Here is a 22,003-nt window from a genome sequence, read left to right as displayed (position 1 = left end):
CGGCCCGTGAGCTGAAAGGTGGTCGACATGACCGACCTCCCCAAGACAGGGCACGTCGAAGCACCTGGCGGTGAAGCAGGATCGGGCCACCCGCTCAACCGCGGGCTCGGCGTTTCGCAGGTCGTGTTCATGGTCGTCGCCGCAGCGGCACCGCTCGGACTGGTGGCCGGCGGGGTGCCGCTTGCCTTCGCCGTGAGTGGCAGTCCGGGGATGCCGCTGTACTTCGCATTGTCCACCGTGATGCTGCTGATCTTCGCCGTAGGCTTCACGCAGATGGCCGGACGGGTACGCAACGCGGGCGCCTTCTACGCCTACGTCCAGGCGGGGTTGGGTCGCATACCCGGCCTCTCGGCCGCGACCCTCGCGCTCTTCTCCTACACTCTGCTTCTCGTCGGGGTGAATGCCTATGTCGGTGTCGCGACGAGCAATGTCATCGAGCGGTACGCCGACGTCGGCTCTCCGTGGTGGTTGTGGGCATTCGTCTCGCTGGGCATCATCGCCTTCCTCGGCTATCGCGACATCGAGCTGAGTGCCAAGGTGCTCGGTGCCGTGCTGGTGCTGGAAACCCTGCTGCTCCTGGTCATGGACTTCGGAATCCTGGGCCATGGTGGCGCTCACGGCCTGACGGCCGAGCCGTTGTCACCTTCCATCGTCGGGAACGGCTCCCTTGGCCTCGGCGTCATGTTCGCCATCTTCGGGTTCATCGGCTTCGAGGCGACGGCCGTGTTCCGCAACGAGACCAAGGATCCCGATGTCACAGTCCCGCGGGCGACGTACGTCGCGATCCTCGTGATCGGGGTCTTCTACTCGTTCACCGTGTGGGCGATCGTGGTGGGTGTCGGCGTCGAATCGGTGACCGGCGCCGCGAAGGCCGACCCCGAGGGTCTGGTCCTCACGCTGGCGCGGAGCTACGTCGGGTCCGTCTGGGCCGACGTGATGCAGGTGCTTCTGATCACCAGTCAGTTCGCGTGCGTGCTGGCCTTCCACAACGTCGTGACGCGCTACCAGTTCGCGTTGTCCCGGTCCGGCGCCCTTCCTGCGCTGCTGGGCGTCGTTCACCCCCGGCACCGTGCGCCGTCGTCATCCTCGGTTGTCGCCTCGGCGGTCGCGTCCGTCACCACACTTGTCGTCGTCGCGCTCGATCTCGACCCGATCGGGGACCTCTACACGTGGTTCTCCGGCGCCGCCACCCTCGGCGTCGTTCTGCTGATGGCGGCCACCAGTCTCGCGGTGATCGGCTACTTCCGGCGCGCCGGTGACCAGCAGTCGGTGTGGCGCACGAGCGTGGCACCGGCCGTGGCCTTCCTCGGTCTGGCCTGTGTGGCCTACCTGATGGTCGCCAACTTCCCGCTCCTCGTCGGCACCACCGGGGGTGCCTGGGTCATCGGTGGGTGCGTCGCCCTCTCGGCCGTGGTCGGCGCGGTGCAGGCCGTCGTCCTGCGGGCGCGCCGGCCGGCCGTCTAGGAGCGGATCTAGGCGGGTCCTCGCGCGACGCGCAGCAGTGGAGGCGACAGGACCCACAGGACCTCGCTCACCGACGTACCCGGGTTGTCGAACTGGTGAAGCGTCTGACCGGAGAACGAGGTGGACACGCCGGCTGACAGCATCCGGGTCTCGCCCCCGACGATGAGACGGGTCGAGCCACTCAGCCCCATCGCGAAGATCGTGGCGTCGAGCCGATAGGAGCCACCAGTGCCTCCGCCTGGTTCGATCACGGATCGGAAGACCTGGAAGGCCGTGGTGTCGGCGGGCGTGAGCAGGTACTCGGCTACGCCTTCACCGCCCATGTCGATCAGGCTTCCGCCCTCCACGACCTCCTCGTGGGGGTACGAGAACAGCTCGCCGACCCCGATCTGCAGCACATCGCAGACGCGCAGCAACGTCGGGACGGACACGCTGGTGAGCCCACGCTCCAACTGACTCAGGAAGCCCTTGGTGACCTCTGCCCGGTGCGCGACCTCCGTCAACGACAACCCACGGCTGAGCCTGATCTTCCTCAGCTGCGCGCCCGTGGATGCTTCGGAGGCAGCGGAGCCCTTGGCCGCTCCGCCTGCTCTCCTGCTGTCATCCATGGACATCGCCGCTCACCGCCCGTCCCGAGGCCGAGGTCGCGTGCCCGTCGGGTGACAGGCCGACCCAGACGAGCCCTCTCCGTTGCACGAGGCTAAGGCATGCGCGTCACGGGCAGCTGGTGTGCCCCTGCCCGGACAACGGCGCAGAGTCCCTTGCGGCGCCATCGACGACCTGATAGACCTGCCGTCGTTTAGTAACGCTAAACACGTCCACAGCTCTTGGAGCCCCATGCGCGCGGTTGTTTTCCGGAGACCCGTCCACGCCTGCCGAGGCGGCGGATGTCGACCTCACCGATCCGCAGACGGGTGCAGTCGGGGTTCGCATCACCGCGGCGGGGTGTGCCACGCGGAGCGGGTGCGTCTGAATCGGGGCACGGCATCGGGGAGCACACGCGCAAGCACGTCATGAGCCAGGTCGATGCCGACCGACTGACGAGCGAAAGAGCGGACGATGACGGATTCAGCTTCTCCGGCCTGCCGAGTGCACGGCAGTCTTTCGGGCAGCCGTTGCCGCACGTCGGGGGCGACCCGATGCCGGCGGCCGGCTACTCCTCTGCCGGTGACACGGCATGTCGGGGGCGTCGGCACCTCGTATTCAGGGGGACACTGAGACATGGACGAGCTGTGGCCCGCGCCCTCCCGCGAGGTCGCTGACGCGATCAGGTCACTGTGCCAGCGCCTGCTGACGGAAACGGACGCCCTGGTCGACACCTTTGCAAGGCCCTCTCTCGTGGCCCAGAACGATCCTGCCCTCCTCGCCGATGCCTCGCTGGTCGAGGAGGATTGGGAACTCAACCGCTCCGATCTCGTCCAATGGCTGACCGCGAACGTCCAGCAACCGGGGCGGCGAGTGGAGCCCTACGTCGGCCCGAGAGCCGTGGCGTACATCAACGATCTCGTCTCCCGGGGCATTGCGCCCGACTTCGCCGGTGCGTGGCGTGTGGCGCTGGGGATCGGCTGGCGGCGATGGCTGGAGGAATGCGTGGCGCGCTGCGCCGACCCCGACCTTCTCGTGGGGGTCCTGGACGTCACGGCGCAGTCGATGGTGCAGTACGCCCTCGACTCGGTCGCAGCCCTGCGCCAAGTCGGCCTGACCGCTGCGGTGGGCAACGCGGATGCCGAGGGGATCGCACTGATCCAGCTGATCGCCAGCGGGGCGCCGATGGCGGAGGATCTTGCCGAGGGGCGCCTGCGTTACCGGATGGCACGGTGGCACACGGGTCTTGTGTTGTGGATCGACGATCCTCAGCAGGTCGATGCTCTGGACGAGGCGACGCTGGCTGTGCGCTCCGCAGCCACAGGTCGAACCGCTCTGGTGGCACGCGCCAGTGCGACGTCGCGGTGGATCTGGCTCTCGGGGGCGGGTGCCGTCCCGGACCTTCACCACGTGGAGCAGGTCATGGCGACGGCTGACGGGGTCCGCGTGGCGGTGGGAAGGCCAGGGCATGGGCTCCAAGGGTTCAGGACCAGTCACCAGGACGCCCTCGCGGCACAGGCGCTGGTCATCCGGCTCGGGTCCGACCGGCGATTCACGGCTTACGCCGACGTCGAGCTGATCGACGCGCTCACGAAGGACCGGGCCGGCGCACGTCGGTTCGTCATCAACACGTTGGGGTCGTTGGCCGAGGCTGACACGGCACTGCGGGAGGCGCTCCTCACCTACGTGCAGTGCGGATTCAACGCCACCCGGGCGGCCGCCCACCTCTACGCCCACCGAAACACCGTCGAGCGGCGCGTCTCGCGCGCCAACGAACTCTCGGCCGTCAAGGTGGAGGACAACCCGACCCATGTGGCGGCTGCGCTCCTGGTGTTGGACGTCGTGCCTGACATCGTGGTGACCAATCCAAGCTGAGCTCCGGGCGCGGCGCTCGGCGATTCCAGGGCAGGACCCCGGCGTGTGCGTCGGCGTACGCAGCATCGATCTCAGGGCGCACCTCACGCTGGACCTCTGGCGGATACAGCTCCGGATCAGGTCGAACACGTACACCATGCCGCAGGGCACAACCGAGCGGAACATAGACCGTGATCGCCGGTTGGCCAAACCGGCGATTACGGCAACCCTTGGAGTGGTTTGTCAATCTCTGGGGCGCGGACGCCCCAACGACTTCTCAGTTCTGGAGAAGCACCCGGACTGAAGGAAGCGAGTAGTCCTGTCTTATCCGATCAAGAAGCTCGCCCCCAATGCCAAGGGGAAGGTTCGGTACCGGTTCGTGGTCGATGCGGGCCCCGATCCGGTCACGGGGAAGCGTAAGCAGGTGACCCGTACGTTCGGGACGCTGAGGGAGGCGAAGGAGGAGTACGCGAGCGTCGTGCATCGTCGTTACGAGGCGGCGCGTGCGCCGCTCAGTCAAGTCACGGTGGACGAGTGGCTCGATCAATGGCTGTCCCTGAAGGCGGAGGATCTCGAGGAGAGCACTGCCTACAGCTACACGATGACGCTGGCCCGGATCCGTAGAAGGCTCGGGCGCATCCGGCTTCCGGACCTGACCGAGGACCATGTGGCGGCATGGATGCGATGGGCGCTCCAGGAGGGGCGTGGTCGGGGAGGGAGGCCGGGCACCGGCCTGGGGGCGACCTCGGTCGAGATGTCGCTGGCCCGGCTGAAGGAGGCGCTCGACCGGGCGGTGACACGGGGCCTGGTCGGGGTGAATGTCGCACGTGAGGTGACCGTTCCCCGTATGGCACGCAAGGCAGAGCGCAGGGCCAGGGCCGCGGTGCCGCCGTGGAGCGTCGCGGAAGTACGCGCCTTTGTTCGTGCGATCGAAGGTGACCGCCTGCAGGCACCGTTCCTTCTCGCTCTGATGGGTCTTCGGCCGGCGGAGATCTGTGGCATGCGCTGGGCGGATGTCGACCTGGACGAAGCCACGGTGTTCATCACCAACACCCGGACGGTCATGGGGAACGACATCGTCGTGGAGAAGGACGCCAAGTCGCTCGCCGGTGAGCGGCAGCTTCCTCTGCCGGCTCCGGTGGCGGCTGCCTTGACCGCGTTCCGGGCGGCTCAGGCAGACGAGAAGACGGCGGCGGGGCAGGGGTACGAAGGCAGCGGCTACGTTCTTGTGGACGCTCGGGGAAGAGCGCTCAACGGACGGCAGTTGCGTGAGCGGGCCTACAAGGTCATGGATCGCAGTGGGCTGCGTCGGGTTCGTCTGTACGACGCCCGTGCGAGCTGCCTGACATACCTGGCAAACCACGGGGTCCCGGACCATCTCCTCGCCCGGTGGGCCGGCCACGCCGATGCCCGGACCACGAAGCGCTGGTACGTGAAGCCGGATGTGGAGGACCTGCGGCCGGCGGCGGACACGTGGGGAGGTCTGGCGAGTGGCTCCGCCCCCGTTCACGAAGAGAATGTGAGATGTGGGAGCGTGAACGGGTGAGTGAGAAGAACGTCGACAGCATGCAATACCGCTTTGACGGGCCGGAACAGGCCCCGGTCCTGGTCATGGGGCCGTCCCTCGGTGCTACATGGCACAGGTTGTAGAGACCGTCCAGGGACGTTTACGGCAGCGCAGCGCGGGCAGGAAAATGCAGGTCAGAGCGTCTTGGGTCGGGGCGGTCGGCCCAGTTGGTGATTGCGGTGTGATACGAGGGTGATATGGCGAGGCACCACCGGCGTCCGTCCTGACGGGATCTCTGCGCGGACCGTGAGACGGTGATGCCGCACCGGAGCACTCCGGTGCGGCATCACCGTGAGCAAGGACGCGCTGATGCACAGGTTGTCGTCGGCGGCCCGTGCAGTAAGAATGGACGTCACTTTACCCGGGTGCCTGATTTGCGATCGCACGCGCTCGTCGGCCCGTGTGAGGGGGCGTGCCCCAATTGGACGACGTTTGTTATGGGGCACTTGGTTGGTGCCCCGTTCACGCCTTCGCAGGCTAAAGACAGAAGCCTCGTCCTGGGTCAGAGGGTGATGAAGGGCGAGTGCTCGATGAGCAGGAGCTTGCGCAGTGATGTGCGGATACGCGACGGGACTCTGCGACGCGGCGGCGCGGGTACAGACATGGCTCCCCCAACAGCGGTAAGGTACGCCCGGTTGCGTACCTCTAGGAAGGTACGCAACCAGGCGTACCTTGTCGAGGGAGGAATTGATGACAGCAGGCGAGTTGGCCCACCCTCGTGCTGAGGAGTTGCACGTGGAGCCCATCCTGTTGGCGCTGGCTGACGCGAATCGGCGCCGAGTAGTGACCGAACTGGCCGAACGGCCAGACGAAGAGCGGCTGTGCGCTTCCTTCGACCTGCCGGTGGGCAAGTCCAGTCGCACCCGTCACTGGCGAGTACTGCGGGAGGCTGGCCTGGTGTACCAACGCGACGCCGGGAATGGTCTGTATATGCGCCTTCGCAAGGAGGATTTGGACCGCCGATTCCCGGGCCTGATCCAGGCCGTAATCGCCGCAGGTTAACCGCTTCGGATTCCGTCAGCTCGCTGCAAGGCGGCGATAGTCAATGAGGGCTGCGGCTATGTGTGCCTGGCGCCGACGCTACCAAGCAGCAGCCCGCCGCAGCCACTACCGACAACGGTCAGCTGGCCAACTCACCGGATAGATCACGAAACCGCACGCGAGTACTGACTGATCGTTCAAAGAGACGCGCGTTGGCTCGGGTGCAGGCGTGGCCTGACATTCGTAGGGGATGTGGAGTCCGCCATCCGCGAGGGCGCGCGCACCGCCGCACACGGGCAGGCTATTCGCCCCGGCGCTGACGTGTAAACGTTCGTTGTCCTGGGCGGCCCTGAAGCCGCGATCTTGGACCACCGGAAAGACTCGCTGTGTGGTGGTGATCCAGGCGTCGATGTCGGCATGGGGCGACCTGATGGCGCTGATCAGCGCCTCGATCGCGTCCAGCTTCGGCTGACCGACGTTCAGGCTGAGCTCGTCCATCGACACCTCTTGGTACGACACGACCAGCTGCCACCAGAACCGCATGACAAAGCGGCATTCCTGCGGGTCACGGTCGTCTGCGAGGCGATCGTGAACGACCCTTTGGACGCGCCGCCGCTGCTCGTCATCTGAAAAGCCGTTGTTGAGGTCGGTCAGGGGCACGTCCGGACAGTAGCAACCGCGTTCGTTTACGGCCCCGGAGTTAGCCCTCAAGTCCTCGCAGAGCATTCCGTTAGGAGTTCTAAGTGACGCCCTTCTCGACGCAGCTGCACGGGACGGTTGACTTCCTTCCCTTGCCGAGTGGACAGCGCACATCCCTACGCGGGGACGGGCAGTCTGTGATCACGAGCGGATGCCGCGCGGCAGCTCTCCGCGCAGCGGTGAACGGGCCCGTGCTCACCCAGACGCGAGGTGGGCACGGGCCCGTTCCTGAGGAGCCGGGCCGTGTGAGCGGTCAGACGGTGGTCTTCACCGGCTCCTGGTCGTCGTCACCGTTGCCGGCGTTCTGGTCTGCTTTGCGGGCGCGGACGAATTCGAGGAAGGTCCCGAGCTCGCGCTTGACGACGGGGGCGAGGAGGTAGAGGCCGATGATGTTGATGACGGCGAGGGTGAAGAGGAAGGCGTCGGCCATGTCGATCAGGGTCTGCAGGGTCAGGAGCGAGCCCGCGACGGCGAAGACGGTGTAGACGATCTTGTAGGTCACTTCGCTGGCCCGGCTGCGGCCGAAGAGGTACGTCCAGGATTTGAGGCCGTAGTAGCCCCAGGTCAGCACCGTGGAGACGGCGAACAGCAGGACGGCGACGGTGAGGATGTAGGGGAACCAGGGCAGGACCGTCTCGAAGGCGTCGGAGGTGATGGTGACGCCGCCGATGTCCTCGCCCGCGCGGGCCTCGCCCCAACTGGCGGGGTTGGCGATGACGATGGTCAGGGCGGTCATGGTGCAGACGACGACGGTGTCGATGAACGGCTCCAACAGGGCGACGAGGCCCTCGCTGGCGGGGTGCTTGGTCCTGACCGCCGAGTGGGCGATCGGGGCGGAGCCCAGGCCGGCCTCGTTGGAGAAGGCGGCCCGCTTGAAGCCGATGATCAGCGCGCCGAGGACACCGCCGGCGACGCCTTCGGGATTGAACGCGCCCTCGACGATGGAGGCGACGGCGTCGGGAACTGCGGTGATGTTGACCAGGATCACGACCAGGCACGCGACGATGTAGATGCCGGCCATGGCGGGCACGAGCCTGCTGGTGACGTTGGCGATCGAGCGGATGCCGCCGAGCAGAACGATGCCGACGAGCGCTGCGATCAGGATGCCGAAGAACAGGGCGCCGGCGGAGGAGCCGAGCGCGCCGTCCTCGCCGCCGGTGACCGAGACGAGCTGCGCGTAGGACTGGTTGACCTGGAAGAGGTTGCCGCCGAAGAGGCCGAAGAACAGGATGAGGAAGGAAGCGAGGACCGCGAGGACCTTGCCGAGGGTCTTGCCGTTCTTGCCGAAGCGCTCGGCCAGGCCCTTGGGGAGGTAGTGCATGGGGCCGCCGGAGACGGTGCCGTCGGGGTGCACTTCGCGGTACTTCACGCCGAGGGTGACCTCGACGAACTTGGTGGCCATGCCGAGCAGGCCGCACAGGATCATCCAGAAGGTGGCGCCGGGGCCGCCGATGGAGACGGCGACGGCCACACCGGCGATGTTGCCGAGGCCGACCGTGCCGGAGACGGCCGCGGTCAGGGCCTGGAAGTGGTTGACCTCGCCGGTCGATCCCTTCTCGTCGTACCTGCCCCGCACCACGTCGACGGCGAGTTTGAACTTGCGGAGCTGGACGAGGCCGAACCAGCCGGTGAAGACGAGGCCGGCGACGACGAGCCAGGCGACGATGAGCGGCAGATCGGTCCCGCCGACGGGGACGGTGTAGAAGACGACTTCGCCCAGCCACTTGGCTATGGGCTCGAAGAATCCGCTGACTGCTTCGTCGACGGACTGGGTGACGGAGTCGAGTGACACGGTGGTTACCTCGGTGACGCTGGTCGGGCGGGGTGGGGTGTCTCGCCTGGTTGAGCGGTCTCTGGACGAACGTCGTTGTCCGATGAGCGGACCCGTGGAGCACGGTGCGGTGTCGGACCGTGACCGGGCAGGGCTTGAGCGGTGAACAGGTGGCCGACAGGTCGGCCCTTCGCGATTCGGTGGTTGGCCGATCCACCTGCGAAGTTGCGTTGTTCTACCACGTCTTTGCCGAATTTTTAGTGACGTAACTCACGTCACTACTCGTGACCAGGGGATGTCTCGCCAGGTGAGACCCGACCGTTATCCAGACGCGGGAAGCATGTCGTATGCACCTATGCGAACGCGGTCGAGGGCCTCGGTACCCACGTCACCGACGACGATGGAGGGACGCCACGCAGCGGGCTCAGCCTTCTCGTGCGGGCCAGTCCAGGAGGCGGGCGCCGATGGTGGCGGTCTGCAGCATGTAGCGGTGGGCGGGATCGGTGGGGTCGGCACCCGTGAGGTGGTGAATGCGCTCCAGCCGGTACGTAAGGGCTCGCACGCTCAGTGACAGGCGACGCGCTGCCTCCGCGGCGACGCAGCCCGCGTCGAAGTACGCGGTGAGGGTTTCCAGGAGGGGCCCGGCGCCGCCTCGGGCCGTGGTGAGCGGGCCGAGCGTGTCCTGGACCAGGTCGGCCATGGCCTGGCGGTCGCGGGTCAGGACGGGGTAGACGAGCAGGTCGACGGCGCGCAGCACCGGGTCGTCGAGGCCGAGCCGGGCGGCCAGGTCCAGGGCGTTGAGTGCTTCTTCGTAGGACTGGACGACGCCGCCGGGGCCGGGGTGGGAGCGGCCGATGGCGACCTGGCCGCCGTCGGTGGCGGCGTGCGCCTGCTTGGCGAAGTAGGGCAGCACCTCGTCCTCGTTGCCCGGTGCGATGCACAGGAGCCGGCCGTCTTTGGTGGTGAGTAGAACGTTGCGGTTCCCGAAGCGCGTCATCAGCGCCTGTTCCACCTGGCGGGGGACACCGGATCCCTCTTCGTATGAGGTGGGGCCCTGTGCGACGGCGACTGCGTGGGTGTGGGAGAGGCGCAGTCCGAAGCGCTCGGCGCGTTCGGCGAGGCGGCCCAGGTCGCTGCGGCCGTGGAGCAGGTCGTCGATGAACTCGCGGCGCGCGGCCTCTTCCTGCCGCACTGCGAGGCGCTGAGCGCGTTCGTAGCCCTCGGCGAACGCGTCGATCACTTGGTGGACGGCGGCGAGGGCCCGGTCGTTCGGCGCGGAGAAGCGGTGCCAGATGGCCAGCGCGGCGGCCAGGTGCTCGCTGACCAGGAGGCGCAGCCCGTGCCCGGCCTCTGCTGCCCGTTCGCCGAGCGCGCGCCGGGAGTCGAGTTCGTCCCGGGTCAGCCGACGCCCGGTGGAGGCGGCCTCCGTCAGTATCTGCTCGTAGCCGACCAGGTACTCGTCGGTCATCTCCCTGCCTCCTCCGCACCACCCCTGAGGCAGTCGTGTGCTGGCGGTGTACTGTCCGTCCGCGCCATGTCCCGCCGGAGCTTAGCGAACAGGGTGGGCTGAACCGGCGCCGCGTGCGAGTCCTGTGGTCGCTCTACGCCGCGTCCGCCGATGGCAAAGACGGGGGAGCGGGGCTCGGTGACTCGACAACGGCACTGGACGTCCGGGGCGGCGAGGTGCTCTCGGGTCCTGGGGGCAGGCCCGGAGGCTCTCCGGGAAGGCAGGAGAAAAGTCCCAGCAGAACGGCGAGTGCGGCCGCGCCTGCCAGGATGCGCCCGAGGCGGCGTATTCGCCCACGTGTATCGAGGTGACGCCATGAGGGCTCGGCCGGTGCGTCGTCGCCGTACCAGGCGTCGCCCACATGGAGATTCCTCTCCGGATGCCCTGTCCGTTCCCGGGCGGATGGCTCTCGCGGTGCGGATCGGGCGATGGCTTTTTCGGTGTCCGTGAGAAATCGTCTCCACACCGAGTCAGGGGTGGGATTCGGCATGTCGCTCACTTTCCGGAAGTCGGTGTGTCGTGGCCGGCATGACGCGGCGCGTCCGGTGGGCAGGTGTCTGTCTCGAGGCGGACGAAGGGGATCGTGCGCCCGGCCTCGCGCAGGGCCGACTCGGTGCCGTCGGCGGTCAGCCCCAGGTAGGCGCACAGGCGGCGGGCGGTGCGGGGGTGGCGCCGGCCGTAGTGCGCCATGATGTCTGCGCCTTCGTCGGGGGTGAGGAAGTGGGCGGTGACGGCGTGGTGTCGGTTGCCGAACTGCACGACCGTCTTCGGCTGGACACGCAGGTTGCGGTACCAGTCGGAGCCCCGCCCGAAGCCGGAGGCGACTGTCCAGCAGCGATGTGGGGCTTCGTACGCCACGACTTCGAGAACCACCCGGCGGTCGTTGCCACTGATCCGGCCCACGTGGTGCAACAGCAGCAACCGTTTGCCGAGCAGCGGTCCGAGGCCGGCCCGGAAAAGGAGGATGGGTGCGCGAGCGGCCAGCCTGCGCAGGCCGGTGGGAACGCGGGGTCTGGCGGGGTCCGTTTCGTCAGGTGTCATGCTCGCCTTCCAGAGGGTGGGCGGTGTCCACTCCCCGCCTCAACGGGGCGGAAGACCCGAGGTCTATCACTTCGGCAGGCAAAATTTTGCACAGTCTAAATGACAGTTCCCGGTAGAAAAGACCCATGGTGGAGCGCGAGTCCCGCGAAGGGACCATGGAGGACGTCGATGCCGTCACGCGGGAGGTGCTGACTGCCTCCCGGCTACTGGTGGCGGTCTCCGCCCGTTCTCTGTCCGCCGTCGAGGACCGGGTCACGCTGCCGCAGTTCCGGATGCTGGTCGTCCTCTCCACCCGGGGCGCCACCAAGCTCGTCGCTCTCGCCGACTTCCTCCACGTCGCCCCCTCGACGGCGATGCGCATGGTCGACCGGCTCATCGCCGCCGGGCTGGCGGACCGCCAGGTCAATCCCGACAACCGGCGCGAGACCCTGCTGCGGCTCACGACGGAAGGACGTCGCACGGTCGAGGAGGTCACCGCCCGGCGGCGTACGGAGATCGCCGTCATCGTCGAACGGCTGAGGCCGGAGCAGCGAAGGGTGCTGATCGACGCCCTGGCCGCCTTCAACGAGGCGGGCGCGGAGCCCCCCGCCCCGGTCGCCGACATGGAGCCGTCTCCTCTCGGATGGGAATGACGACACCGTCGTCGATTTTGCATAATGCAATGAATCGAGCGAGCGGGTCCCGTGCCCGTCGCGGGTGCGAGGGAGCCCACGTATGAGCAGACGGCGCCGGGTCCCGTCCGCGCACGGCTCTGCCGCGGCGGCTCATGTGCGCGCGACGGTCTGGGGGCCGGCGGACTTCACGGGCCTGCCGCCTCGGTGGTTGATCAGTGAGGGGCTCTTCGCCGGAGCCCTTGGATCGGGGCTGATCGTGGGTGCCGGGGTCTTCGGTGCCTGGACCGGCGAGTCCGTTTTCGCCGCCGGCGAGGTGGGCTTGGTGTGCGCGCTGGGCCTTGTCCTCTACCTACTCCTGGTCCGCGTCGGCCGGGCCATGGTGGGGATCGTCGCCGTACTGGCCGTGGGCCTCGCACTGCACGCGCCTCAGACCGCCGCCGGTGTGGCCCTCACGGCGCGGGGGGAGGAACGGTCCGTGGTCGTGACGTCCGTCCAGGCGAGTGAGAAGGTGTCCGGGGCCCGGAGCCGTTATTTCTGCTCGGTGGAGAGCCGGGGCGGAACGCCCTCCACAGCCCGAATCTGGCGGGGATGCACGCAGGCCACTCGCCCAGGGGACGCGCTGGCGCTCGTCTACGACCCGAAGGGGCTGGTCCCTCCGCGCGGGGCAGAGGGCGCGACGGGCATCGTGGAAGCGCTGAGGAGTCTGGTCGGCTGGGTCGTCAGTCTGGTCATCGCCTGTGTCGTCGCAGTGGTGCGGTCCTTTCGCCTGCTTGGTCACTCGGTCGCATCCGGCTCCGAGCGTCCTGGTGACCAGGGTGCGAAGCGCGCAGATCGTCCGTGACCGGGTGGCGACTTTCTCCCAAGGGGTCACTCAGAGGGTCCCCTCTCACACGCGACATCCGGGCCACGACCACTGGTCCAGCGTCTCTGTACTGGCCGGCCCCCGCCGGGGTACCCGGCCGCCTGATCATCGACGACTTCGACGAGCGGGCAGGTGAACGTATGGAGCGGCAGGTGCAGCCGGCCGGTTGGATCGAGGCCATGGGCTGGTTCAGTCTGGCCGTGGCCTTCGCCAGCGCGCTCGTCATCCTGGCCGACATCCTGCTCGGCGGCCGCCGCCAGAAGATGTGGATCATGAACGTGGTGTATCCGGTCACCGCTCTGTACTGGGGGCCGGTCGCCCTGTGGTTCTACTTCACGCGCGGTCGGCGCACCTCGGAGCCGGTGGTCGAGGAGCAGGGCATGCCCGACTCCGACAAGCTTCCGCAGTGGGACGTGCAGTCGAAGGCCATCAGCCACTGCGGGGCCGGGTGCACCCTGGGAGACATCGGCGCCGAGTGGCTGGTGTACGCGGCCTCACTCACGCTCGCAGGCAAGGCCCTCTACGCCGACTTCGCCCTGGACTTCGCCTTCGCCTGGATTCTGGGCATCCTCTTCCAGTACTTCACCATCGTCCCCATGCGCAACATCGGACGGCTCAAGGGTGTCTGGGCAGCTGTGAAGGCCGACACCCTGTCCATCATCGCGTTTCAGGTCGGCCTCTTCCTCGGCATGTGGTTGTACCAGGAGGTCATCTTCTCGCCCGGCCTGCCGAAGACGAGTGCCGCTTACTGGATGCTGATGCAGGTGTCCATGGTTCTCGGCTTCTTCACGGCGTGGCCGGTCAATGCCTGGCTGGTGCGGATCGGCTGGAAGGAGAAGATGTGACGTCCTCGGGGGACGCGTGGACGGCATCTCAGTAGTCGGCGTCGCTGCACAGGCTCCCTCGCGGACGGTCAGCGGTCATGGCTCGCGTACGTTGTTGCCGGACACCGGCAACAACCAACACTTGATTCTGCTGTGCTTCGCCCATGGCCCCGTGGTGAGGGAGTTCGGGAGCATCAGGTTGTCGGGTACCGGGGGCGGTAGCGTTGACAGGGGGAGAGCACAGGATGCTCGGAGGCAGACAGCCCAGAAGTCGGCTCGTGCCCCGTGGTCGGGCACAGCGCGCCAGCAGTGAGTCGCTCGCCAACAGTGGCCTCTGGGCATGTCCGGAGCCGCCTGGGGCGGGACAGGGTAGGGCTGCTCCTGTCGTCGTCCACACGCCCGTCATTCCGGAGGGCGGCCGTGCCATGTCCGTGCAGGGCAAGGCAGTCGGTGTGGCACACGGTGTCCAGGACGTCATCCTGCTGATGCGTCGGCATGGTGTTGAGTTGGACGGAGAGGATCTGGACCACAGTGCCCTCGTCGAGTGGCGGGGAGGGGACTCGACGGTTTGGGGGCTGTCAGAATGCACCAGAGCCTGAGTTCGGATCGGTTGGTCACGCAAGTGCGCGTCCGATCGCTCGCCCGGGTCACACCGGGTCTCTCACGCCTTGCCGGTCGGTCCAGTGCTCCTGCTCCACACGCCGCGGCCGACACCCGAAGAGCAACGGCAGGCCGCGGACGCCGTTGGGCGGGGGAGGCGAGCGGACCGGCTGCGCGCTTGTCGGCGATTCAGTGGATCAAGAAAGCGAGCAACAGGGCCAGAGGGAAGACGAGTAGCGGAACCGACATCATCCACCCCATGGCCCGGGACGTTCGCGATCCCACCAGCACGCAGAAAGGCACCATGACGAGCACGTAGACCAGGCAAACGGCGAACGCCACCGTCGCGACTCCGCTACCCACGAACTTCCCCCTCCTTTGCCACGACACAGGTCGTGCTCAAGCGCATCATCGACAGACGTCATGCGCGAGTGCGCGTCGTCGAGCGGTCAGAGCCGTGGCCCGCTGCCCATCTCCGTGGTGAAGAGGTCGGGGTCACTGTCGTACCCTCGGATCGCTTCCTGGAACTCCCAGGCTCCGGAAGTGTTCCGGGTGAACTCCACCACCGTCGCGGCAGTGGCCTCGGCGACCCGCTCGAAGTCGTCCGTCAGAAGCTCCTTGTATCCCTCCGCGACGACCACCCCGGTGTTCGAGACATCGCCGAAGGTCTTGTGTCCGTCGTCCTGATGGATCGCCACTCCCACCACCACGCGTGCGTAGGAGGGTGCAAGGCGGTCGAGTTCGAACGTCATCTCCTCGACGAAGCCGAAGCCCTGACCGGTCCGGCTGTGCCGGCTCATGTTGATGGTCCCGTCCGGCGATCGCTTGTCGAACTGGACGACGTAGACCGGTCGTCCGTGCGGTGCGTCCGCGGTGTAGGTCGTGGCGATGATGTCGAGGTGGTGAGGCGGAACGTCCCAGGGGCTCGGGTCCCACTTGAGCCGCACGTCGACCTTCTTCAGCCCCTTGGCGTCGCTGCTCACCGGCTTGTTGCCCTCTCGTTCCAGCCGCGGGGGATTCCCGCACAGTCAAGTATGCGCCGCCGGGCCCTCGGTGGACCGCACGGGCAGTGGTCATGGGCCGGGGCTGCCCCGGTCACCAAGGAAACGCGCCCGATCCCCGGAAACTGGCCAGGAACCAGATCACCAGCGGCATGAGTGCGAGGAGCACGAACGCGGCCAGCGCCTTTGCCCACGTTGCTGACCTTCCAGGAGTCTCGCCAGACATATCGGCTCCGATGTGAGGACGCGGCGTCGGCGGGCGCCGGCTCCGCTGGGAAGCTGCTGTGTGTACTGGGCAAGCATGAACCTACCTCCGGCATCCGGCAGGGGAGTTGTCCGCCCTGAGCGGTCAGCGGCACCGCAGGCGGGGCCGTAGGCGGAGCCCCCGGGGCCCGGATGACGCAGCCGACGGGCCGTTGGGCATGACTCGTGGGTCGACTAGGCTCGACGTCCTGGTCTGAACCATCATGAGGGGTGTGGTCTGTGAGGCAGTGGGGGGCCGGTCAGGGACGCGCCGTCCGGAGTCGGATGGCGCGAACGTCGCTCGCCTGCCTGGTGGCCGGGGGTGTGCTGCTGAGCTGTGGGAGCGCGTACGGTCACTGGCGGCACAGCAGGACTGTGCGAGCCGTCGCCCGTTGCCTGCAGTCCCCCGCCGCGGCGTCATACGCAGGGGACGGCGCGCGGGGTGCGGCCGCCGTGCCCGTCGCCGGTCCCGGCACGTTCGTCACTGCGGCCGCCGAAGGACGCGGGGTCGGCACGGGAGCGCGGCTGCGGCGGTACCAGGTACAGGTCGAGGACGGCAGCGGCGTCGTCGCGGACCAAGCGGCGCGGGAGATCGCCGAGATTCTGGGGGATCCGCGGGGCTGGGGCAGCGACGGCGTGAACTCTTTCCGGCTTGTGGCCTCGGGGCCGCGTGACTTCGTCGTCAAGATCGCCACGCCGCACACGGTGGACTGTCTGTGCGGGTCGGCCGGCCTGGACACGTACGGTGAGGTCAATTGCAGTGTCGGCCGCACGGTGGTGGTGAATCTGCGGCGTTGGCTGCTCGGTTCGCCGGAGTTCGACGGACCGATCGAGGAGTACCGGGCGCTCATCATCAACCACGAGGTCGGGCACCGCATCGGGCACGGTCACGAGACCTGCCCCGGGGCGGGTCGGCCCGCACCGGTGATGATGCAGCAGATCAAGGGGCTGAAGGGATGCGTCGCGAACGCCTGGCCGTTCGACACCGACGGGCGCTACCTCGGCGGCCCGCACGTCTCATGACCGGTTGCGAGGGAACCCCGAAAGGGCAGGTGCGGGTCGGCGAGGTCTGAGTCCTCCAATCTGTCACCGAGGAGACGCGGCCGTCTGGGAGTCTCGTGTCGGGTGCAGTGATCTCAGGGCGCCTTGGTGGCTCAGCCAGCCGACTGGTTGGTTCTTTCCGGCGTCCAGGACCGGGAGTCCCGTGCCGGAGGCCGACAAGAGCGGATGCAGGGCGTGCGCGAGTTGCTGGTCGGTGGTCACGCGTGGTGGTGTCTCCACGAGGTCGCCCGCCACCGACGGTGCGCCGTCGGGTTGTTCCGCCAGGGCTTCGGTCACTGCGCGCGCGGTGACGATGCCCAGGTACGCGCCGTCGGGACCGCGGACCGGCAGCGCTCCGTGTTCGGAACGGCTCAGGAGACGAGCGGCTTCCGCCAGATTCACGGACTCGGCCACCGGGGCCGGCAGCGGTTCCATGACACTGGCGACCGGCTCGCCGCCGATGGCCGCGCCCGCTGCCGGGCCCTCCAAGTCGATGCCGCGACGGCGCAGTTTGAGGGTGTAGACGGTGTCCCTGGTCAGCATCCGGCTGGTGACGGTGGCCAGGACGATCGCCAGCATCAACGGCAGAATGATCGAGTATTCGCCGGTCAGCTCGAAGAGGATCACCACCGCCGTGATCGGGGCGCGGGCGGCGCCCGCGAAGACGGCCCCCATACCGACGAGCGCGTACGCGCCGACCGGGCCCGCGGCCCCGGGCAGCATGGCGTGCAGGCCGGCACCGAAGGCCGCGCCCAGCGTCGCCCCGATGAACAGGGTGGGCGCGAACACACCGCCCGACCCGCCGATGCCGATGGTCAAACTGGTGGCGATCATCTTGCCCAGGAGCAGGACCAGGAGGAAACCGATCGCGTACCTGCCCTCGGTGGCGCCTTCCAGTACCGGATAGCCCACGCCGTACATCTCCGGCAGGGCGAGCAGGACGATGCCCAGGGCCAGACCGCCCGCCGCGGGCCGCAGCCACTCCGGCCCGCGCCAGACCCAGTCGCAGGCGTCCTCGATCGCGTACAGGACGCGCGTGAAGGCGACCCCGACGCCGCCCGCGAGAATGCCCAGGACGGCGAAGAAGGCGTACTGGATCAGGTGCTGGACATGGAAGGCCGGCAGGGTGAGGAAGGCCACGTCCCCGAAGGCGGCCCGGCCGATGATGGCGGCCACGACGCTGGCCAGGACGGTGGCACCGAATGCCTCGATGCTGAAGGCGGCCAGTATCAGTTCCATCGCGAAGATGACGCCTGCCAGCGGGGCGTTGAAGGTGGCCGCGATACCGCCGGCCGCGCCGCAGGCGACCAGGAGCTTCACCCTGTCCTCGGTCACTCTGGTCAGGCGGCCCAGAGTCGACCCGAGCGCGGAGCCGATCTGCACGATCGGCCCCTCGCGGCCCACCGATCCGCCCGAGCCGATGGTCAGTGCCGAGGCGATGGTCTTGACCACGGCGACCTTGGGGCTGATCCGCCCTCCGCGCTGCGCCACCGCGAGCATGACCTCCGGGACACCGTGACCGCGTGCCTCCTTGGCGAACCGGTTGACCAGCGGCCCGTACAGCAACCCGCCGACGACCGGCACCGCGAGCACGAAGAAGGGGCCCAGCCAGGAGACGTGCGGGTTGCTGCTCCCTGGTGCCGCCGCGTAGTCGTCGTGCCCCGAGAAGAGCCGGGTGAAGGTCTGGATGCACCACCGGAAGGCGATCGAGCCCAGCCCCGTCCCTGCCCCGACCAGCATGGCCAGTCCCATCATCGAGCCCGGGACGTCCGAGACCGGGCGTCTGGACCGTCGCTCACTGTGTATGACGCTCACTGCTTCCCCTTCCTTACTTTTGCATTATGCAAAGAGCGTCAAGGGGGCGGGACTCGCGGGTCCGGCTTCTTTCCGTCAGTCGACGGCGGGGCTCGCGGATGTGCTTCTGGGGCCGCCGCGTGTGTGCACGTACAGCTGGCGGCGGTCACCGACGTCGAGCCGCTTGGGCAGGGGCAGCTCGTGGCGGACCGGGCGGGTGTGGTCGGCCAGTTGCCGGCGCGGGCTGTAGACCTGGTTGAACTTCCACAGCATGCGGGCGAAGTTGGTCTGCCCGTGCAGCAGGAACCGGCCGAGGACGCGGGCCGCGCCGAAGGCGGTGCGCAGGCCGAGGTGCTTGCGGTTGATCACGGCCTGGGTGCGCACCAGTTCCTCGCAGAACCGCTCCAGCGGCAGCGTGGTGGAGACCACGGCGTGCTGGATGTCGAAGAGGCGGTAGTCGCGGGTGGTGAGCCGGCGGGACGTCGGTGTGCCAGATCTCCGTGCCGGGGTAGGGGGTCATCACGGTGAAGTGGACGACCTCCGGCACCGAGAGAGCGAACTCCCGGACCACCCGGAAGCGTTCCTCGTCCCAGGCGGGATCGACGATCAGGTTGGTGGCGACCTGGATGCCCATGCGGCGGGCCGCCTCCAGGGCGCGGATGTTCTCGTCCGGGCTGATCCGCTTGCGGGGGTGCGGGCCCCCGCCCGGCGACGGTGATGATGCCGGGGACGCCGTCCACGCCGCCGATGCGGACCGCCTCGAGCAGCGGGGCGATCGCCGGTTCGCCTTCGCCGCGGACCACCGCGTCCACGGCGCCCGCCGACTGCTCCAGTACCTCTTCGGCGAGGAAGGAGACGCTGTGCCCGCCGAAGAAGACGAAGCAGCCGGGAACCTCCCGCTTCACCCTCCCGGCCAGAGCGATCGCCTCCGGGATGTTCGCCAGGTAGTTCAGGGAGAAGCCGACGGCCTCGGGCCGGAACGACCGCACCTCGTCGCGCAGCCGCGCCACCGGCAGCACCTGGAGATCCGCGACCCGCACCTCGTGGCCCGCCTCCAGGGCGGCGCCGGCCACCCGTTCCAGGCCGAGGGGCTCCAGCCGCAGGAAGATCTCGGAGTACATCAGAGCGCTGGGATGGACGAGCAGCAGGCGCATGCGTTCACCTCGGCACGGGCAGCCCGAGGAGGAGTCGGCTCCCGGCGGCGAATAGGAGGAGCGGAAGGTGTCCGCAGGTGCCTCCCGCCGACCGGGCTCCACCCACCGCACCTTGCGCCGCATGGCCGCAGGAGACAACGCTTCGGAGTGCCGCCGGACGTCAGGGCTCGCTCATTATGAGGCGGTCGTTGGCGATCGCCGACAGGCAACCGCCGCCGACCGGACGACCGGCGCTGCCGGCCCCCGACCCACCGGCGACGCCCAGGACATGCCTGCCGTCACATCCTTGCCCGGGTCGTCACCCACGCCCGCGACACCGGGAGTGGGTGCGGCCTCCGTCACCCCGCTCGCCGCTTCCACGGGGTGGTCGGCTGGAGTACGGCCTCGGTGAGTGCGCGGGACCGGAGGCGGGAGATCTCCCGGTACCCCGGATCGGCCACCATGCGACTGAATGCCTCCCGGCTCGGATAGCGCACGAGAAGTACGGCGTCCCATGCCTGTCCTTCTTCGGCGACCAGAGCCGTGTTCCCGTCCCCGGCGTAGAGCAGTTCGCCTCCGTACTGTCGTAGAAAGGCCGCCGCCCGACGTGAGTACTCCTCGTACGACGCTCGCCCGTCGTCCGCGAACCGCAGCAGGTTGAGCATGACGAAAGGCTCCCCAGGGCTCTGGCGAGCCAACTTCTGTAGAACTGCCATGTCGGGATCGACAGCCATGGCCGTCTCCTAGTCATTGTCGGGCGCGGGACGTGGCGAAGTCTCGGGGGTGGCTGACAGCGAGAGTAGGCCACGAACGGAGCGTTGCATACCATCTGGTCGGTATGACTCGACGTGGGTCCGACTTCGGGATGCGGGACCGTCTGAGGTGTGGCCGGAAGGTGGCAGGCATCCGTCGGTCCGCGGCGGCGCCGCCCGAAGGCCGTGCGGCGCCGGGGTAAGGCCCCCTCGTGCCCGGCCGTGGTCTCGACTGGGTAAAGCCAGCCCGGCGGCATCGTTCCACCGCAAGGACTATTGCATAGGCTGAAGGTCGGGGAGGGGCGATTGAACACAGCTAACGGGCCACTCGATGCCCAGAGAACACAGGAGAGCATCGTGACAGGTGACAAGCCGACATCCGGCTCGGTGGTGTTGGCTTGGACACCGTGGGCGGCGATGGCCGTCGTGGCGGTGACGGACATCATCGCGGGCCCCGACGTCGGGTTCCTGCCGCTGGTTTCACTGGGGCCGGCGTTCGCCAGTCTGGTCGGCGGTTGGCGCCACACCGCCTTGATCGGTGCGGTGGCCCTGGTCCTGACGGTCGCCCTCGGTCTGTACGACGGCCTGTTCGAGGGACGCCGTGGCCTTACGGCCTGTGTGTCGGTGGCGGGAGTCACCGGGGTGGGTTTGGCCGCCGCGGTGATCAGAGAGCGTAGGGAAGCGGAGCTGGCCAGTGTGCGGTCGATTGCCGAGGCGGCTCAGCGGGTGCTGCTCCGCCCGGTGCCGTTGACGGTGGGACCCCTGCAGATGGCCGTCTCCTACACCTCTGCCATCGCCGAGGCCCGTATTGGTGGAGACCTCTACGAGGTGGTGGCCTCACCGGACGGCGTCCGTGTGATCATCGGCGACGTGCAGGGCAAGGGGCTCGCCGCGGTCGAGACGGCCGCTGTGGTGCTCGGCGCTTTCCGTGAGGCCGCCCACGACGAGCCCGACCTGGTCAAGCTGGGGGAGCGGTTGGAGCGCAGTCTCTCCCGGGAACTGGAGGGCGAGAAGTTCGTCACCGCCGTGCTGGCGGAGATCGGGACCGGGGACGAGGTGTCCTTCCTCAACTTCGGGCACCCGGCGCCCATGGTCGTACGGGCCGACGGCACGGTCGACTTCCCGGAGCCACCGTCCTACGCGCTGCCCTTGGGACTGGGGATGCACGGAACCGAAGGACCGCGGCCGTACCGTGTCGGGTTCGCACCGGGTGACCAGCTGCTGCTGTACACCGACGGTGTCACCGAGGCACGTGACGAGAACGATGCCTTCTACCCACTTGCCGACCGGGCCCGTCTGCTCAACGATCCCGACGCCCACCACGCCCTGGAAGCGCTGCGAGAGGATCTGTCGGAGCACGCCGTCGGGCCGCCGCACGACGACGCCGCGATGTTGCTGGTCCGCCGCCGTAGGGGGCTGGCCGACGGTGAGTTGACGGAGCCTCAGTAGGGGCGGCTCGGGCGGAGACTGTGTCTCCCTGTTTGTGCCTGTCGTACCGGGGATACCCATGCAACGCCTTGTGCCGCTCGACGACAACCGGTGAAGTGAGGGACATGCCTGCCATGGGCGACGGTGGAGGGGGTACTGCGGGACTGACCGCCGATCTGGTCCGCGGACGCCACCTGGACATCCCGTCGCGCCCCGTGTCGGGCCGTAACCGCGCCCCGCTG

General features: G+C 68.2%; 17 protein-coding genes and 2 pseudogenes. 10 read left to right on the top strand and 9 right to left on the bottom strand.

Annotated features, from left to right (window positions below; genetic code table 11):
* Positions 1-27: 27 nt before the first annotated feature.
* Positions 28-1,464: an APC family permease gene (locus ACIBCJ_RS14755; RefSeq protein ID WP_362093388.1), complete on the top strand. Its 1,437-nt coding sequence runs from the start codon at positions 28-30 to the stop codon at positions 1,462-1,464.
* 8 nt (positions 1,465-1,472) lie between these two features.
* Here the strand turns inward: ACIBCJ_RS14755 and ACIBCJ_RS14750 are convergent, their stop codons facing one another.
* Positions 1,473-2,078 carry a helix-turn-helix domain-containing protein gene (locus ACIBCJ_RS14750; protein ID WP_362509079.1) on the bottom strand — a complete coding sequence of 202 codons (606 nt, stop codon included), beginning with the start codon at positions 2,076-2,078 and terminating at the stop codon, positions 1,473-1,475.
* A gap of 607 nt (positions 2,079-2,685) precedes the next feature.
* Between ACIBCJ_RS14750 and ACIBCJ_RS14745 the strand changes: the two genes are divergently transcribed.
* From ACIBCJ_RS14745 to ACIBCJ_RS14730, 4 genes and pseudogenes are all read left to right on the top strand, one after another.
* Positions 2,686-3,924 carry a helix-turn-helix domain-containing protein gene (locus tag ACIBCJ_RS14745; RefSeq protein WP_362093394.1) on the top strand — a complete coding sequence of 413 codons (1,239 nt, stop codon included), beginning with the start codon at positions 2,686-2,688 and terminating at the stop codon, positions 3,922-3,924.
* Positions 3,925-4,327: 403 nt separating this feature from the next.
* Positions 4,328-5,449, top strand: a complete 1,122-nt coding sequence (locus ACIBCJ_RS14740; RefSeq protein WP_393523914.1) for a tyrosine-type recombinase/integrase — start codon at positions 4,328-4,330, stop codon at positions 5,447-5,449.
* A pseudogene (locus tag ACIBCJ_RS14735) lies at positions 5,428-5,544 on the top strand (3-oxoadipate enol-lactone hydrolase); the annotation flags it as partial. The gene ACIBCJ_RS14740 and the pseudogene ACIBCJ_RS14735, both read left to right, overlap by 22 nt.
* Before the next feature lie 661 nt (positions 5,545-6,205).
* Positions 6,206-6,472, top strand: coding sequence for a helix-turn-helix domain-containing protein (locus ACIBCJ_RS14730; protein ID WP_362093399.1), 267 nt, complete (start codon positions 6,206-6,208; stop codon positions 6,470-6,472).
* A 105-nt stretch (positions 6,473-6,577) separates the two neighbouring features.
* Here the strand turns inward: ACIBCJ_RS14730 and ACIBCJ_RS14725 are convergent, their stop codons facing one another.
* The 4 genes from ACIBCJ_RS14725 to ACIBCJ_RS14710 form a co-directional block, all read right to left on the bottom strand.
* Positions 6,578-7,111: a hypothetical protein gene (locus ACIBCJ_RS14725; RefSeq protein ID WP_362093401.1), complete on the bottom strand. Its 534-nt coding sequence runs from the start codon at positions 7,109-7,111 to the stop codon at positions 6,578-6,580.
* 292 nt (positions 7,112-7,403) lie between these two features.
* On the bottom strand, positions 7,404-8,942 hold the full coding sequence (locus ACIBCJ_RS14720; protein ID WP_362093403.1) for an alanine/glycine:cation symporter family protein: 1,539 nt from the start codon (positions 8,940-8,942) through the stop codon (positions 7,404-7,406).
* Between the two features lie 403 nt (positions 8,943-9,345).
* A complete protein-coding gene (locus tag ACIBCJ_RS14715) occupies positions 9,346-10,389 on the bottom strand; it encodes a helix-turn-helix domain-containing protein (protein ID WP_362093406.1) in 1,044 nt (347 codons plus the stop codon).
* Between the two features lie 534 nt (positions 10,390-10,923).
* Entirely contained in the window at positions 10,924-11,469 is a 546-nt protein-coding gene (locus tag ACIBCJ_RS14710; protein WP_362093409.1) for a nitroreductase family deazaflavin-dependent oxidoreductase, read from the bottom strand.
* A gap of 125 nt (positions 11,470-11,594) precedes the next feature.
* On the opposite strand from ACIBCJ_RS14710, the gene ACIBCJ_RS14705 reads away from it, so the two are divergent.
* From ACIBCJ_RS14705 to ACIBCJ_RS14695, 3 genes are all read left to right on the top strand, one after another.
* Positions 11,595-12,101 (top strand): MarR family transcriptional regulator, encoded by a 507-nt coding sequence (locus tag ACIBCJ_RS14705; protein WP_362093412.1) that lies wholly within the window; start codon positions 11,595-11,597, stop codon positions 12,099-12,101.
* Between the two features lie 82 nt (positions 12,102-12,183).
* Complete coding sequence (locus ACIBCJ_RS14700) at positions 12,184-12,924, top strand: hypothetical protein (protein WP_362093414.1); 741 nt, start codon at positions 12,184-12,186, stop codon at positions 12,922-12,924.
* 161 nt (positions 12,925-13,085) lie between these two features.
* Positions 13,086-13,790 (top strand): DUF4396 domain-containing protein, encoded by a 705-nt coding sequence (locus ACIBCJ_RS14695; RefSeq protein WP_362093417.1) that lies wholly within the window; start codon positions 13,086-13,088, stop codon positions 13,788-13,790.
* 1,028 nt (positions 13,791-14,818) lie between these two features.
* Here ACIBCJ_RS14695 and ACIBCJ_RS14690 read toward each other — a convergent pair.
* Positions 14,819-15,376 (bottom strand): TerD family protein, encoded by a 558-nt coding sequence (locus ACIBCJ_RS14690; protein ID WP_362094102.1) that lies wholly within the window; start codon positions 15,374-15,376, stop codon positions 14,819-14,821.
* A 522-nt stretch (positions 15,377-15,898) separates the two neighbouring features.
* Here ACIBCJ_RS14690 and ACIBCJ_RS14685 point away from each other — a divergent pair.
* Positions 15,899-16,636: a DUF3152 domain-containing protein gene (locus ACIBCJ_RS14685; RefSeq protein WP_362093420.1), complete on the top strand. Its 738-nt coding sequence runs from the start codon at positions 15,899-15,901 to the stop codon at positions 16,634-16,636.
* Between the two features lie 63 nt (positions 16,637-16,699).
* Here the strand turns inward: ACIBCJ_RS14685 and ACIBCJ_RS14680 are convergent, their stop codons facing one another.
* The 3 genes and pseudogenes from ACIBCJ_RS14680 to ACIBCJ_RS14670 form a co-directional block, all read right to left on the bottom strand.
* Positions 16,700-18,406 (bottom strand): chloride channel protein, encoded by a 1,707-nt coding sequence (locus ACIBCJ_RS14680; protein ID WP_362094105.1) that lies wholly within the window; start codon positions 18,404-18,406, stop codon positions 16,700-16,702.
* A gap of 138 nt (positions 18,407-18,544) precedes the next feature.
* Positions 18,545-19,602 (bottom strand): annotated as a pseudogene (locus ACIBCJ_RS14675) (B12-binding domain-containing radical SAM protein).
* 338 nt (positions 19,603-19,940) lie between these two features.
* Positions 19,941-20,246, bottom strand: a complete 306-nt coding sequence (locus ACIBCJ_RS14670; protein ID WP_362093423.1) for a DUF1330 domain-containing protein — start codon at positions 20,244-20,246, stop codon at positions 19,941-19,943.
* A gap of 444 nt (positions 20,247-20,690) precedes the next feature.
* Between ACIBCJ_RS14670 and ACIBCJ_RS14665 the strand changes: the two genes are divergently transcribed.
* Positions 20,691-21,782, top strand: coding sequence for a PP2C family protein-serine/threonine phosphatase (locus tag ACIBCJ_RS14665; protein WP_362093425.1), 1,092 nt, complete (start codon positions 20,691-20,693; stop codon positions 21,780-21,782).
* The last annotated feature ends 221 nt before the right edge of the window (positions 21,783-22,003 follow it).

Source organism: Streptomyces sp. NPDC051136, from assembly GCF_044455745.1.
Classification (GTDB): domain Bacteria; phylum Actinomycetota; class Actinomycetes; order Streptomycetales; family Streptomycetaceae; genus Streptomyces.
The sequence above is the reverse complement of the archived record's forward strand: the minus strand, read 5'-3'. Positions and strand labels throughout refer to the sequence as shown.